Origin of the sequence: Erythrobacter sp. MTPC3 (assembly GCF_042854385.1) — a bacterium.
GTDB lineage: Bacteria > Pseudomonadota > Alphaproteobacteria > Sphingomonadales > Sphingomonadaceae > Erythrobacter.
Genome location: NZ_BTGP01000007.1, coordinates 134684 through 149578, shown reverse-complemented (window position 1 = coordinate 149578; position 14895 = coordinate 134684). Strand labels below are relative to the sequence as shown.

Genomic DNA, 14895 nt, shown 5'->3' with positions numbered 1-14895 from the left:
TTTTTTTACGCCTCCGCGATCAGCAACAAGGCGATGTTCGCGGTATCAAAACAGACAAAACCCCATTCGGTCGGCGCGCTCGATATCGGATTCCACAGCCCGTCATAACGATTGGCAACGACTGTCAGCGACGCCGCATCGAAGCAGGAAAGCAAGTCGGCTGCGCATTGTTCCGCTTGCCGCTTGCTTAGCCATGGTTGCGAAGGATTGGTGATCTGGCCCGAAAGCGCTTCGCACAGCTGCCCGATTGCCGAACGCGGCGCCTCAGCGGAGCAATGCGCGTCGAGCAATTCCCAATTAAATCCGATGGCATCGTAGCCGAGGCTGGAGGCGAACCCGTTGGCAATCGCAAAATGCAGGCCGCCGGGTTGCATCAGGTCAGTATGATGAAAAACGGTTTTCGCGCCGTCATTGAGGCGCGCGAGCCACCGATCCTCGAACTGCGCGAAATCGCTAGCCACCGCGCGCCCCGAACAGCGCCGTGCCGACACGCACATGCGTCGCGCCCAGCTGGATAGCGGTTTCATAATCGCCGCTCATCCCCATCGACAGGCCCGAGATGCCGTTGTCCGCTGCCAGCTTGTAAAGCAGCGCGAAGAATGGCGCAGGCTCGATCCCAGCAGGCGGCAGGCACATGAGGCCCGCAACCGGGATATCCGCATCACGCACCTTGCCCAGAAATTCGGGAAGCTGCGTGATGGCGCATCCGCCTTTTTGTTCTTCATCGCCGATATTGACCTGAACAAAACAAGGCACGCGCCGGTCCGCTTTGTCCATCGCCTTGGCAAGCGCTTTGAGCAGGCTGGGGCGGTCAAGCGCGTGGATACAATCGAACAGTGCGACCGCTTCGTCGGCCTTGTTCGATTGCAATTGCCCGATAAGATGCAGCTGGGTTCCGGCATATTGCTCACGCATGGCGGGCCATTTCTCCTGCGCCTCCTGCACCCGGTTTTCGCCAAAGACACGGTGGCCGGCTTCCAGAAGCGGCTCGATTTTCTCTGCGGGATGCGTCTTGCTAACGGCAATCAGGGTGATGTCCGCCGGATCGCGCCGCGCCGGTTTGCATATGCGGGCAATGTTCGCGTTCACTTCGGCCAAACGCGCGGCGGACTGGGTGGCTGCATTTTCCATAGCGCCGCGCTATAGGGCGCTCGTGCTGCAAGACCAATCCCTACCTCACATCTGGCTGATTTCAGATAAGCGCAATGATCACGTTCTGGAAGACGCGCTACTCCGATTGCCAAGGAGTTCGGGGTTCATCTACCGGCACTACCATCTCGATGATCCGCAAAGATTTGGCCGCTTTCGCTCGCTGCACCGGATCGCGCGGGCGCGGGGACATACGATCATCCTCGCCGACAGCGCGCTGACGGCGCGGGAATGGGGTGCTGACGGGATTTACGGTGCACCGCGGTCCCTGGTGCCGCGCCGCGATGGAATGCTGCGCTTGGCCACGGCGCACAATCCGAAAGAAGTGGGTCTTGCGAACCGTTCCGGTTGCGATGCAGTCCTGATATCACCAATATATCCCACCCGCTCTCATATCGAAGGCGTGGCTTTGGGTCCGGTCCGTTTCAGGCTGTTGGCGCGGCTGGCATTGATGCCGGTAATTGCCTTGGGGGGCATGGACACATTCCGTGCACAGGCGCTGGATTGGCCGCGATGGGCCGCGATTGACGGGCTCAGCTAACCGCACTCCGCTTGACCACGACTGCGTGAGGATTCATGGTGTGTTCTAATAGGAGCACCCCATGGCGACCCGCGCTATCAACACCCGTAAATCGACCGCAGACTGGCGCGCCGGGCTGCGCCGCAGCATCCGCCGCACCGCGCAGGTCACAGGCGCGGCTTTGCTGTTTGCGGCCATGGTGTTTTTCGCGCTTTCGCTGGCGAGTTACACGCAAACCGATCCCAGCCCGTCGACCGCAGCATCATCCGATCAGGTCAGCAACTGGATGGGGCTGTCCGGCGCCTGGGCGGCCGATCGCGCTTTCTTCATTTTCGGATTGCCTGCAATTCTGTTGCTGCCGCTGCTTTATATTTCCGCGCGCAAGCTGTGGCGCGACGTCGAAAACGATGCTGAGTTCGGTGAGGACGAGCCAACGCGCTGGTGGCTGCCCGCCGGGATGTTGCTGGCCGCAATGGTGCTGATTTCCACCGTCCTCGCACTCGCATTTGACGGGCCGGGCGGAACATTGCCGGCCCAGCTTGGCGGAGCGTCGGGCCTATTGGGCGCACGCGGTATTTATGCGGTGGCAGAGCGGTTCGGCGATCAGGCATCCGGCTGGATCGTGCTAGGCGGGGCATTTGCGTCTCTGGCGGGCGGAGTTGCCCTTGTCACTCGTGTGTTTGCGATCGACTGGCGGGCATTGCTGACGCTCCCGAAATTCCTTGGTGGAGGCGCACTGGGCGGCGGGCTGCTTTCTCGTTTGCCCTTTGGACGGAAAACCGATGATCGTCAGCTTTCGTTTGCGGACGATGAAGATGCAGCGCCTGCTCCCAAAGCCCGGCGCAAGGCAAAAGCTGAACCGGAACCGGTTGCCGACATCGCGCCGCGCCGCGCGCCGGAAATTACCGATCCTTCCGCGCCGCCGAAGAAGGCGTCTCCCTCGAAGCAAAAACAGAGCGACATGTTCGCTGCATACAACCTGCCCAGCCTCGACCTGCTGGCACCGATCCCCGAGGATTCCGGGCCAAAGCTCGACAAGCTGGCGCTTGAACGCAATGCGCGCCTGCTCGAAAACGTGCTCGACGATTTCAATGTGAAGGGCGAGATTACGGCCGTTCGCACCGGCCCGGTCGTCACCATGTACGAACTGGAGCCCGCACCCGGTATCAAGGCGAGCCGCGTCGTCGGACTTGCAGAAGATATCGCCCGCAATATGAGCGCGATTTCCGCGCGCGTCTCGCCCATTCCGGGCAAGACAGTGATGGGCATTGAGCTGCCGAACAAAGACCGGCAGATGGTGATGCTGAAAGAGCTGGCCGCCTGCGCCGCCTTTGCCGAGAACAAGGGCAATCTGCCGATCATTCTGGGTAAGGATATCGCTGGCGAACCGATCATTGCCGATCTTGCCGCGATGCCTCACCTGCTGGTCGCCGGTACGACAGGTTCGGGTAAATCGGTCGGGCTGAACTGCATCCTTCTCAGCCTGCTGTATCACTTCACGCCGGCCGAATGCCGGTTGATCCTGATCGACCCCAAGGTGCTGGAATTAAAGAGTTACGACGATATTCCGCACCTGCTCTCCCCGGTGGTGACAGAGCCGCATAAAAGCGTGCGCGCGCTCAAATGGGCGGTCGAGGAGATGGAGCGGCGTTACCGAATGATGAGCTCGGTCAATTCGCGCAATATCATCTCTTTCAACGACAAGGTGCGATCCGCGATTGCCAAAGGAAAACCGCTCGGCCGCCGGGTGCAGACCGGTTTTGACCCCGATACAGGCGAGCAATTGTACGAGGAAGAACAGCTCGATTACGCGCCCCTGCCGCAGATTGTGCTGATCGTGGACGAGCTAGCCGATCTCATGGTCACTGTGGGCAAGGAAATCGAAGTCCTGATCCAGCGCCTCAGCCAGAAATCGCGCGCAGCGGGCATCCACTTGATCATGGCGACCCAGCGCCCATCGGTCGATGTCATCACCGGCGTCATCAAAGCCAACCTGCCGACCCGTATCAGTTTCAAGGTGACCAGCCGCATCGACAGCCGCACGATCCTGGGCGAACAGGGCGCAGAACAGCTGCTTGGCAAAGGCGACATGCTTTACAAGCCGAACACCGGAGCGATGGTGCGCGTCCACGGCCCGTTTGTCAGCGACGAAGAAGTGGAAGCGGTCGCAGATTTCTGGCGTGCGCAGGGCTCGCCTGAATATGTGGACGCCGTTACCGAAGAACCCGAAGACGGCGGCGGTCTCAATTTCGAAGATGACCTCACTGCCTCAGACAGCCCGGAAGAGCGGAAATACCGCCAGGCCTGCCAGATCGTGATCGAAAACCAAAAAGCCTCCGGCTCGTGGCTTCAGCGGCAGATGGGCGTAGGCTACAACACCGCAGCCAAGTGGATTGAGCGCATGGAGAGCGAGGGTCTTGTTGGACCTGCCAACCATGTCGGGCGGCGCGAAATTTTCCGCGATCAGGACGGCAACCCTCTGTAACAAAAACCCGCAGGTTTGCCCGCGAGCGCTGATGTGAGTCTTACAGCACGCGCTAAACCCTGGCTTTTGCCGTCAACGGCCAGAGGGAATTTGCGGCGCAATCAAGAAAAAGTTCGTTTGAAATCAGCGAAGTGACTGGTTGAGAATTAGGGTTAGGATTTTCTAAATTACCACTGCGTAGAGATACGCAGATGTTCGATTATCACACCGTAACGCGGGCCCGCCGCGCCCTGACCGTGCTGTGCCTCGGCACAGTCGCCATTTTTACAGGTGCGAGCGCCTCTGCTCAGGCAGATGGCTGGACGCTTGAACCCGATGCGCGAGTGGAATTGGGGATCGTCAGCGCTGAAGCCGCTACCCGCGATGAACAGATCATCGTCGATGGCGATGCAATTACCGCCCGTGCGCAGGTCGGCGTGGATTTCGAAGACGAGGACACACGGTTCCGGTTAGAGGCAGACCGGATCGAAGTATTTCGGTTGGGCGAAGGGCGCAGCGACAGCAATAGGGACCGGATCACCGCCACGTTTGAACAGGAACTCAGCAACGACTGGGATGTTCAGGTTCGCGGCCGATATTACGATGATCTGGTCACTGCAGAATCGAGCGATACGGACGAATTGCAGGGTTCGGTTCGCGTTTCATACGAGCCGACCCGCGCCAACCGTTTCCGCGTTCGCGGCACGTGGCGGGATCGCGAATATGACAATAGGGCAGATCTCAAGACAACCGGAGAAGGTCCGCGGGTAGATGCGCAATATCGCCACCGGTTCGGACGATACAATTACCTGACATTCGACCTTAGGGCGGAATCGATTGAATCAGACGATCCCGATCGCGGATATTCCCGCGAATCCGCGAAAGCCTCTTACACCCAGCCGATCACGCCGGATTTGCGCGTGCGCCCCGCAATCGAACTGCTCAAGACCCGATTTGATGGGCGGCTGACGCCCGATGGCGACAGACGTGCGGATGAACTCATCGTGCCAGAAATTGAGCTGCTGTGGTGGCCCGACAAGTGGCGCGTCGAAGCAGAAGCGAAATACATCTTTTCCAGCAGTAACCAACCTACGCGAGAGCGTGAAGGGTACCGGCTCACTCTGACGGTCGGGTATGTATTCTAAGTTTGTAGCCAAGTTCAAACTGATAAGGGACCGCGCGACCCCGCAGGTCAGGCGCCCCTTTTACATCGGACTCGCTGTCGGGCTGTGCCTGGCGGTGCTCGTCGCGCTTGGCCTGCTGAATACCGAACAGTTTCTCGCGCTGCCTTCAGAATTCGAAGGCGTTGCGACGTCGCAGGCGATCTGGGGCCTTAAACCATCGAACCTGATGATGGTCCTGCCGCTGGGCGCATTTCTGGTCGTGCTGGCGCGCAGCTTTATCGGGTTGAAGGCATTCGGCCTGTTCACCCCCATGCTGGTGGCGCTCGCTTTCCTTCAGATCGGTCCGATCATGGGTCCGATCGTGCTCGGCACCTCGGTCGGCGTTGGCATGATCGTAGCCCCCAGCCTGCTGAAACTGCGCATGACGCGCGTCGGGTTCCTGGGGGTGCTAATCTCGCTCATCGTGCTTGTGCTCGTGGCGCTGCAGATGATCCTCGACACGCAATTGCAGGTCGATGCGTTTCCCGTCGTTGTGTGCGCTCTCGTAGTGGAGCGGTGGTGGCGACAATGGGAAAAAGACGGCCCGTTCGAGGCCGCGCATCAGGCGTTCAACACCTTCATGATTTCCATCGTCATTCAGTTCGTGATGGTTTCGCACCTCGCGCTGATGCTGATTGAGGCGTCGCCTCTGCTGATGCCGGGCGGCACAGCCATCGCGATTGCCATTCTGGGCCGCTATCGCGGGCTGCGGCTCACGGAAATCGGCCGGTTCGCACCCATCTGGCTGGAGCGAAGGCGCAACTCGCAAGCCGATGAATTGCCCGCAGACGTCCCGCTCGACCGGCGAAAACCCGAAAACGAACCGCCGGCGGACGAAAAACCTGTGGTTGCCGCTCAGTCAGTTGCAAAGGAACGCGCGCCGCCCCTCGAAGGGGCATGGGTTATCGCGTCGCACGATGACCTCATCCGCTTCAATCGAAGGCGAGTGCCCCAACCTCGCAAGCCTATGGAACCTGATAGCGAGGCTCAGTTTGTGCCTCGCATTGGTGCGTCTGGACGGCCCCCGGTCCACAATGCCTGGCTGATCCGAAAAGAAGAGGACGTCTGAGATGTTCATGCCGCTGCAAAAGATATTTCGCAGGGAGAAACGGGCGCGCAGCCTGATGCCTCAGCAGATGACCCCGATGGAGGAAATCCTCGGGATCAATATGCGCAACGCCCTTATCGCGAAATACAATCCGCGCATCGCGATTGAGCGGGCGCGTGACAAGGTTGCAGCCAAGGTCGCGCTTGAGGCTGCTGGGATCGCCTGCACCGGGACCGTCGCCGTGATCGACGATCACCAGAAACTGAACGCTTTCAAACCGACCCGCGACATGCCCGATTCCTGGGCGATCAAACCGGCACGCGGATCGCAGGGTGATGGCATCCTGCTCGCTGTGCGCCGCGAAGGGGACGTCTGGTTCAAGGGGTCAGGCACCCCGCTCACCGAAACCGATGTGATGCACCATATCCAGAGGGTTGTTGATGGCGGATTTTCCGGGGACACGGCGAGCGAGGACGCGGCGCTCATCGAACCGCTGATCATAGCTGATCCGACACTCGCCAACCTTGTGCCCGAAGGGTTGCCCGATCTGCGCGTCATTTGTCTTCACGACGAACCGCTCATGGCAATGCTGCGCCTGCCGACCAACGAATCCGACGGGAAAGCCAATTTGCACCAGCGCGCCATCGGTGCGGGGATCTCGCTTGAAACAGGGAGAATTACGCGCGCTCTGGTGCAAGGCGAGGCAATCACCCACCACCCCGACACTGGCACCAAACTGATCGGATACGAAGTGCCCGGCTGGGACCGGGTGCTGGAACTGGCGAGCCGGTGCGGCCCCGCCATCGGTTTGGGCTATAGCGGATCGGACATCGTGCTCGACAAAAACGAAGGCCCGCTCATCATCGAAGTCAATGCGCACCCGGGGATCGAGATCCAAAACATCTGCCAATTGGGGCTAAAAGCCCAGATGGCCGCCGTGGGCGAGGATTTCCGGTAAGGCGGTTACCCCGCGTCCGCCCCTGCTGCAGGCGCTTCGCCGGTCAGGTCTTCGCGGGTCATCACGATCTGTTCGTTCACCTTGCGCTCGTTCTCGGCCATTTTGCCAGGTGCAGAGGCAACCATCCCGACGCGCGCAAGTGATCCGTCTGGCCCCCAGTTCTTGACCCATTCCTGCAGGAACGCATCAAGGCCCGGAATTGCGCGCATATGCGCTTTCTTCACATAGACATACAGCGGACGCGCGCCGGGATAATCGAAATTGGCGATGTTTTCGTAGGTCGGATCAACCCCGTTCATCGGCAGGCCCTGAACCTTGTCGGAGTTTTCTTCGAGATAGGAGAACCCGAACACACCGACAGCGCGCGGATTGCTCTCGATCTTCTGGACGATCAAATTGTCCTGCTCTCCCTGATCGACATAGGCGCCGTCACTGCGCACTTCGGTGCAGATTTGCTGGTGGCGGTCCTCGTCTTCGTCCTTGAGCGCCTCCATCGCGGGATTGCTGTCGCACCCTGCCTCCAGCACCAGTTCTTTCAGCGCGTCGCGCGTGCCCGACGTGCTTGGCGGACCGTATACCAGGATCGGCACATCGGGCAGCGACGGGTCGACATCCGACCACACCTGCGCGGTCTGTTCCCCGCCATAAGGATTGGCGGCAAGCGCCTCATAAACGATCTGCGGTGACAGGTTTAGCATGATGCCGCCGGCTGCCGAGGCAAAGGCAATCCCGTCCAGCCCGACTTGCAATTCGATCACCTGATCGACGCCATTGGCGATGCAACGTTCGAATTCGGACAGTTTCATCCGGCGCGAGGCATTGGCCATATCAGGGGAATCTGCACCGATCTTGGAACAGAACAGCTGGATCCCGCCGCCCGTGCCGGTGGATTCGATCAGCGGCGATTTGAAATCGGGGTTCGAGCGCGCATAGCTTTCAGCCACCTGTTTGGCGAACGGGTAGACTGTCGATGAACCTACAGCACGGATGGAATCGCGCGATCCTCCGCCGCCGTCGCAGCCGCCCAGTGTCGCTGCCGCGAGGCCCAAGGCAACCATACCCAATTTGCGCATAAACATAGTTCTACCGATCCCTTTTCGCACCCTGCGCTAGGCGCGATCTGTGACACGGATATTACGTAGCAAGCGCAGCAATGCCACTAGTATAAAGTCCCTGCAAAAACGGTCGCCGCGTAAACGCAAATTAATGGTTTCGCCCTAGAGGATCGTCATGAATCTGACACGGGGTCGATCCTTGCGCGTGCTCGTTGGCGCACTGCTTGTGGTTGTTGGGGCTTTCGCCGCACACTTCCCTGCGCTTGCGGATCACACAGCTGCCCCATGCATGTTTCCGAGCGATCGGCCTCTGGCAATCATGGACGCAGAGGCCCTAGATCGGCTGACGGATGTAAAATGCTCTAAACTCTCCGGCGAGCCCGAAGGCGGCGACTGGACCACACGGCTTACCGTGGACGCAGACGCTAAGCCGCCAAACATTCTATACACGCGGCTCGGATATTTCGATCGGCTGGAAATTGCCGCACGCGATGTGTCGGGGAACTGGACGAAGCGGTCCTATACGATCGGCGAAGTGGAAACTGCTATCGGTGAGCCCTTCATTTACGCCAAACTCCCGCAGACCGAGCTTCCCACACAGATGGTCGTTGCGGAGTTTGTCGGCAATGGACACGGGCCGACATTGGTCAAAGCCGAATTGCGCAGCGAATTGCCGGCGCTGACAAACGATGACGTTATCCATCTGATGATCGTCGCCGCACTGGTCGGTGTCCTGCTGATCCCGATTGCCCTTGATGCCGCAATCCTGCTGGTCATGCGCCAGTCGTTCTTGGCCTGGCATATTGTTCTGTCTGTAAGCTTTGCCTTTCATATCGCTGGCCGGGCCAACCTGCTCGGGCTTGGGTTTCCGGTATCGGCAGATCTGTGGCGCTGGGTTCTCATCATGTCGATGGGCTGCGTGGTTGCCGCTGCGCTCATGTTTACGCGCAGTTTTATCGAGCCGGGCAAGCTTCCGGCTTGGCTCCAGCGCGCCATGCCGGTTGTGGCCATCTGGACTATCGGCATCAGCGCAGTTCACGCCGCATCTTTTGAGGTGCTGCGCCCGCTGGGCGGCAGCCTGCATTCATTCGGAATGCTCGTGCCGCTTGTTATTCTCATCCTATCTCTTGCCATTGCCTGGCGGCGCGGCAGCCGCGCGGTCTGGTTTCCCATGCTGGGCTGGGCACCGATTTTCATTTCCAGCGCCATCCAGTTTGCCACCCATGCAATCGGCATAGGGGTGCAGCAGGACGCAAATTCGATCTTCATGCTGGGCGTAATGTGCGAAGCAATCGCGACCGCTTTGGGTGTGGCCGACCGGTTCACGACTTTGCGCCGCGAACGCGACAAGGCGCGCCGCGATGCCGTGGTCCTTTCGCGCCTGTCGGAACGCGATCCGCTGACCGGTCTGATTAACCGGCGCGCAGTCACCATGCGGTTTGCCGATTTGCGCGCCGAGGGGTTTGATACATTCGCGCTGATTGACCTCGACCGGTTCAAGGCGATCAATGACCGGTATGGGCATCAGGTTGGCGACGCGACCCTGGTCGTCTGCGCGGAAGCTCTTTCCAGCAATCCTGACCGTGATGCGGTGGCGGTGCGGTTGGGCGGTGAGGAATTCGTCGTCCTGCTGCGCGGGCGCGACGCGATCAAGCGGGCAGAGGCACTGCGCCAGTCAATCCCGATCCACGTCGCCCACAATGTCGCCGGATTGGAATGGCCTGTCACTGCGAGCATGGGCGTTATCGAACTGCCACAGGCATCAAAGGCCGGCATTTCTTTCGAAGAGATGTATGCGCGCGCCGACCAACTGCTTTACGATGCGAAGAAATCGGGACGAAACCGGATGGCGTATGAACGGCTGAAAATGTTCAACGAAGCCCCTCCGCCGCGTTCCGCCGCCACTGCCAGCACCGCTGAAAAGGCAGCCTGAACGAGCGGCCAGCCGCTATTGCTGAAACGGCGCGAGTATCTCGGGCCTGACCCTTGCAAGCCGCTGCGTTGCCCGGTCTAACATCGCCCAGGTTGTTTGCGCCGTGACCAGCCGATTGCCCGTTTCATCGACGAATTCGACGTGCCGCACCGATTTCGCGCCGCGAGCGGGATCAGGTATCCATGTGGTGCCCGTTGCCGTTTCACCCGCTGCAATATTGCCGCGATAATCAATCTCGTGCCGGATCACGACCCAAAAGTATTGCTCGTGATCTTCGGGCCGAGCAACCGCGTCCCAATGGGCAGTGGCGAGGTCCTGAATCCACTGAACCCAGACCGTGTTGTTCACATGGCCCAGTTCATCGATATGCGCAGGCGCGGCGGCGAAGGTCTTTGTAAAAGCCTTGGTCACTCAGCGCCTTTCGCGTCAGCCATCCCCATCTGCCACAGGATAAACGCGAATTCCTCGGCCGTTTCGTAAAGCGAATTCCAGCGGCCAGACTTGCCGCCGTGGCCTGCACCCATATTCGTTTTCAGCAGCAGGACATTGTCGTCGGTCTTGTGCTCGCGCAGTTTGGCGACCCATTTGGCAGGTTCCCAATATGTCACGCGCGGATCGTTCAGCCCTGCGGTTACCAGCATCGGCGGATAATCCTGCGCGCTTACCTGATCGTAGGGGGAATATGACAGGATATAGGCGAATGCCTGCTTGCTTTCGATCGGATTGCCCCATTCCTGCCATTCGCCCGGCGTCAGCGGCAGCTCTTCGTTGAGCATCGTGTTCAGCACATCGACGAAGGGTACGTGGCTGACGATCGCGCCGTATTGCGATGGGTCCTGATTAATGATCGCACCCATCAGCTCACCTCCGGCCGATCCGCCGCTGGCGGTGACTTTGCCCTCTGCAGTATAGCCCTTTGCAATCAGGCCGCGCCCCGCATCAACAAAATCGTTGAAGGTGTTGGTGCGCTCATTCAGCTTACCCTGAAGATACCAGCGCCGTCCCAGATCATCGCCGCCGCGAATATGCGCGATGGCATAGGCAAAACCGCGGTCCACCAGGCTCAGCCGCGTGGTCGAAAAACCCGGCGGCACAGCATAGCCATACGCACCGTAAGCATACAGGTGCAGCGGCCCCGCGGCGCCGCCGTTTAGCGTATCGCGGTCCTTGCGCATAATGATGCTGACAGGCACCATCGTCCCGTCGCGCGCTTCGATCTCAACCCGCTCGGTGGTGTAGAGCGATGCGTCATAGCCGCTGGGGATTTCCTGCTGCTTCAGCTGTTCGAGCGAACGGCTGGCGACATCGTAATCAAACACCGTGTCAGGCGTGATCATGCTTTCATACGACAGCCGCAGTTTGGTCTGATCGTATTCGGGATTGTTGGACAGACCCGCGCTGTAACTTGCCTCGGGAAAGGCGATGGGGCTAACCATGGTCGGCGCGTCGTAAGTGCGCAGCTGAACCTGATCGAGGCCATTGAGCCGACCTTCGGTGACGAAGAAGCCTTTGAACAGGTCGAAATCCATCAGGTAGAATTCATCAGAACCGGCCAGCACCGTTTCCCAAACGTCCGGCGCATCGATCGATGCCTTGGCGAGGCGGAAATTGATGTGATCGTCATTGGTGTGGACGAACAGTTCGCCGTCACGGATGTCGATGTCGTATTCAACGCCCTTTTCCCGCGCGCGCACCAAAGTCAGCGGCGCGGTCGGATCGGCGGCCAACACAAAGCGCACCTCGCTTGTCTCGTTATCGCCGGCAGAAATGATCAGGTAATCTTCCTGTGCGGAAAGGCCCGCGCCGACGCTGAAACTTTCATCGTCCTCTTTATACAGCACCGTATCATCTTCGACCGGAGTGCCGAGCACGTGCAGCCGGGCCTCTAGCGTGCGCCAATTCTCGCTCGACGGGCCGTAAACAAGCGCAGTGTCGCCTGCGACCCAGACAAGGTTACTGCGCAGATTCGGAATTTCATCCGGCAGCAATTCACCGGTCTGCAAATCCTTGATCCGCGCCGTGTACCGCTCTGCCCCGCTGGTGTCGGTGGCATAGGCCATCAAACGGCCATCGCGGCTGATGGACAGGGCGCCGAGCCGGAAATATTCGTGACCTTCAGCCAGAGCCGTTTCGTCGAGGATCAGCTGATCATCACCGCCCGCGACAGGCTTGCGCCAATGCTTGCGGTATTGCGCTCCTTCCTCAAATTCGGACCAGTAAAGGAAATCGCCGCGCCGCTGCGGCACGGTGCTGTCGTCTTCCTTGATACGGGCGCGCATCTCGGTGAACAGCGCCTCCGTCAGCTCTTTTTGAGGCGCCATGTTCGCTTCAAACCAGGCGTTTTCCGCCTTGATGTGATCCAGCACATCCTCGTCGTCGATGGTCGGATAGGATTTGTCGTAGAGCCAGTCATATGGATCGGAAATGGTGATCCCGTGGTGGGTGTAGCTGTGCTCGCGCTTTTCCGCGACTGGCGGAGAGGTGGGTGCCTCGTGTGTCACTTGGGGTGTATCCTCGATGGTGGAAGCATGGGCCGGAGCCATCCCTAACAGCGCAAGCGCGGCGAAAGGGGCCAAACGTCTGGTCAGGGAAAAGGTCATGGGCATCTTGCGTTTGGGCGACATCATGAATCGCCGAGGTGGAAAGCGGAGGCCAACAGGCCTATGTCTAGGCGTAGTAATCACATATTCGCGCAGCACAATGGCGCGATGTAAGCAGGACACATCCCGATGCTGATGCAAACCCACGAAGCCCGTCTGAAAGCCCTGCGCGAAGAATTGAAACGGCGCGATCTTACCGGATTCATCATCCCGATCTCAGACGAGCATATGAGCGAATATGTCGGCGAATATGCGCAGCGGCTGAACTGGCTTACAGGCTTTGGCGGCTCTGCCGGGTTCGCTGCGGTGACACTGACCCATGCGGCTATTTTCGTCGACGGACGCTACACCGTGCAGGTCCGCGATCAGGTGGATGAAAGCCTGTTCGAATATCGCACCATCCCCGGCGACAGCCTGGGCGAATGGATCGTAAGCGTGGCCGAAGACGGGGCAAAGATTGCCTATGATCCGTGGCTGCATACGTGGAACTGGGTCGCTGCGCTGGAAAAGCAGGTTGAGCCCAGCGGCATTGCGATGGTCCCGGCTGAAACCAACCCGATTGACGCAGTCTGGGCCGACCAGCCCGAACCATCGGGCGCGCAGGCTATCGTGCATGATGATACGCTTTCGGGCCGACCGTCGGCAGAAAAACGCTCCGATGTGGCAGACTGGCTTACCCGGAACAAGCTGGATGCCGTGGTGATCCCTGCGCTCGATTCGATTGCATGGCTGCTCAACATTCGCGGCGCCGACGTGGCGCATACGCCGGTCGCGCTCTCCTATGTGATTGCGCACAAGGATGGCCGCGCGGAACTGTTCATCGCACCTGAAAAGGTAACGCCTGAATTGACCAAGCACCTTGGCAATGCGGTGAGCGTGCGCGGCCGCGACGAATTTACCGCAGCGCTGGGTGAATTTGCGGGCAAGCGCGTGAGCGTCGATCCCGAATTCGGTGTGGTCGGCATCGCGCAGGGGCTGCGCGAGGGCGGTGCGGATTTCGTGTTCAAACAGGATCCGACAATCCTCGCCAAAGCGATCAAGAACCCCGCCGAACAGCAGGGCCACCGCGATGCGCAGGCACGCGACGGTGCCGCCGTCAGCCGCTTCCTGCGCTGGCTGGAAGTGACCGCGCCATCGGGCGAAGTCGATGAACTCGCCGCCGCCGCGAAACTCGAAGGGTTCCGCCGCGAACACGGCGATCTGCGCGATACCTCGTTCGACACGATCTCCGCTGCATCGGGCCATGCTGCCCTGCCGCATTATAAAGTGGACGAGGACAGCAATATCTCGATCCCGCCTGGATCGATCTATCTGGTCGATAGCGGCGGGCAGTATCCTGCAGGCACCACCGACATCACCCGCACGATATGGATCAATTCCGCAGACGGCTCCGCGCAGCCGACAGCGGAAATGAAAGACCGCTTCACCCGTGTTTTGAAAGGCCATATCCAGATTGACCGCGCGCGTTTCCCGCAGGGGACTAACGGCGGCCAGCTCGATTGCCTTGCGCGGCAATATCTGTGGGAGGCGGGCGTCGATTACGCCCACGGGACCGGCCACGGCGTCGGCAGCTTTCTGGGCGTGCACGAAGGGCCGCAGCGGATTGCCAAACCGTCCGGCGGACAGGCCGGAACGGGGCAGGAATTGTTCGCAGGGATGATCTGCTCGAATGAGCCGGGCTATTACAAAGCCGGTGAATTCGGTATCCGAATTGAAAACCTCGTCCTGATTACACAGCAGGACATAAACGGGGCAGAGGGACCTTATCTCGGGTTTGAAACGCTCACATTCGTGCCTCTGGACCGCACCCTGATTGAGACGGACCTGCTGACCCAAAGCGAGATTGAATGGGTCGACAGTTATCACCGCGATGTGCGCGCGCTGATCGCTCCGCAGCTCGAAGGCGACGACCTTGCGTGGCTGGAAAGGGAGTGCGCGCCGCTTTAACCGCGCTTGGCGCTTAACCCTTGTTCTGGTAATGTTCTCATACCGCGAGTCGCAATCG

Annotated in this window: 12 protein-coding genes; 7 read left to right on the top strand and 5 right to left on the bottom strand. The window is 59.8% G+C overall.

The window, feature by feature from the left end; translation table 11 throughout:
• Positions 1 to 5 precede the first annotated feature (5 nt).
• Both ACGHU1_RS11125 and ACGHU1_RS11120 read right to left on the bottom strand, forming a co-directional pair.
• Entirely contained in the window at positions 6 to 461 is a 456-nt protein-coding gene (locus tag ACGHU1_RS11125; RefSeq protein WP_390586900.1) for a hypothetical protein, read from the bottom strand.
• Positions 454 to 1131, bottom strand: a complete 678-nt coding sequence (locus ACGHU1_RS11120) for a YggS family pyridoxal phosphate-dependent enzyme (RefSeq protein WP_390586898.1) — start codon at positions 1129 to 1131, stop codon at positions 454 to 456. The genes ACGHU1_RS11125 and ACGHU1_RS11120 overlap by 8 nt, the downstream gene beginning before the upstream one ends.
• Here ACGHU1_RS11120 and ACGHU1_RS11115 point away from each other — a divergent pair.
• From ACGHU1_RS11115 to ACGHU1_RS11095, 5 genes are all read left to right on the top strand, one after another.
• On the top strand, positions 1115 to 1690 hold the full coding sequence (locus tag ACGHU1_RS11115; protein WP_390586895.1) for a thiamine phosphate synthase: 576 nt from the start codon (positions 1115 to 1117) through the stop codon (positions 1688 to 1690). The two genes, ACGHU1_RS11120 and ACGHU1_RS11115, sit on opposite strands and share 17 nt — an antisense overlap.
• 61 nt (positions 1691 to 1751) lie before the next feature.
• Positions 1752 to 4154 carry a DNA translocase FtsK 4TM domain-containing protein gene (locus ACGHU1_RS11110; protein ID WP_390586892.1) on the top strand — a complete coding sequence of 801 codons (2403 nt, stop codon included), beginning with the start codon at positions 1752 to 1754 and terminating at the stop codon, positions 4152 to 4154.
• Between the two features lie 191 nt (positions 4155 to 4345).
• On the top strand, positions 4346 to 5278 hold the full coding sequence (locus tag ACGHU1_RS11105) for a hypothetical protein (RefSeq protein ID WP_390586889.1): 933 nt from the start codon (positions 4346 to 4348) through the stop codon (positions 5276 to 5278).
• Positions 5268 to 6365, top strand: coding sequence for a 7TM domain-containing protein (locus ACGHU1_RS11100; protein WP_390586886.1), 1098 nt, complete (start codon positions 5268 to 5270; stop codon positions 6363 to 6365). The genes ACGHU1_RS11105 and ACGHU1_RS11100 overlap by 11 nt, the downstream gene beginning before the upstream one ends.
• Before the next feature lies 1 nt (position 6366).
• Positions 6367 to 7302, top strand: a complete 936-nt coding sequence (locus ACGHU1_RS11095; RefSeq protein WP_390586884.1) for a sugar-transfer associated ATP-grasp domain-containing protein — start codon at positions 6367 to 6369, stop codon at positions 7300 to 7302.
• Positions 7303 to 7307: 5 nt separating this feature from the next.
• Here the strand turns inward: ACGHU1_RS11095 and ACGHU1_RS11090 are convergent, their stop codons facing one another.
• The gene (locus tag ACGHU1_RS11090; protein ID WP_390587045.1) at positions 7308 to 8375 is read right to left on the bottom strand and encodes a substrate-binding domain-containing protein; all 1068 of its coding nucleotides are present in this window, start codon (positions 8373 to 8375) and stop codon (positions 7308 to 7310) included.
• A 301-nt stretch (positions 8376 to 8676) separates the two neighbouring features.
• Here ACGHU1_RS11090 and ACGHU1_RS11085 point away from each other — a divergent pair, with 301 nt between their 5' ends.
• Positions 8677 to 10290, top strand: coding sequence for a diguanylate cyclase (locus tag ACGHU1_RS11085; RefSeq protein WP_390586881.1), 1614 nt, complete (start codon positions 8677 to 8679; stop codon positions 10288 to 10290).
• Positions 10291 to 10305: 15 nt separating this feature from the next.
• Here the strand turns inward: ACGHU1_RS11085 and ACGHU1_RS11080 are convergent, their stop codons facing one another.
• Both ACGHU1_RS11080 and ACGHU1_RS11075 read right to left on the bottom strand, forming a co-directional pair.
• Positions 10306 to 10701, bottom strand: a complete 396-nt coding sequence (locus ACGHU1_RS11080; protein WP_390586879.1) for an acyl-CoA thioesterase — start codon at positions 10699 to 10701, stop codon at positions 10306 to 10308.
• Positions 10698 to 12890 (bottom strand): S9 family peptidase, encoded by a 2193-nt coding sequence (locus ACGHU1_RS11075; protein ID WP_390586876.1) that lies wholly within the window; start codon positions 12888 to 12890, stop codon positions 10698 to 10700. Before ACGHU1_RS11075 ends, ACGHU1_RS11080 begins: the two co-directional genes overlap by 4 nt.
• A 129-nt stretch (positions 12891 to 13019) precedes the next feature.
• Here ACGHU1_RS11075 and ACGHU1_RS11070 point away from each other — a divergent pair, with 129 nt between their 5' ends.
• The gene (locus ACGHU1_RS11070) at positions 13020 to 14837 is read left to right on the top strand and encodes an aminopeptidase P family protein (protein ID WP_390586874.1); all 1818 of its coding nucleotides are present in this window, start codon (positions 13020 to 13022) and stop codon (positions 14835 to 14837) included.
• The last annotated feature ends 58 nt before the right edge of the window (positions 14838 to 14895 follow it).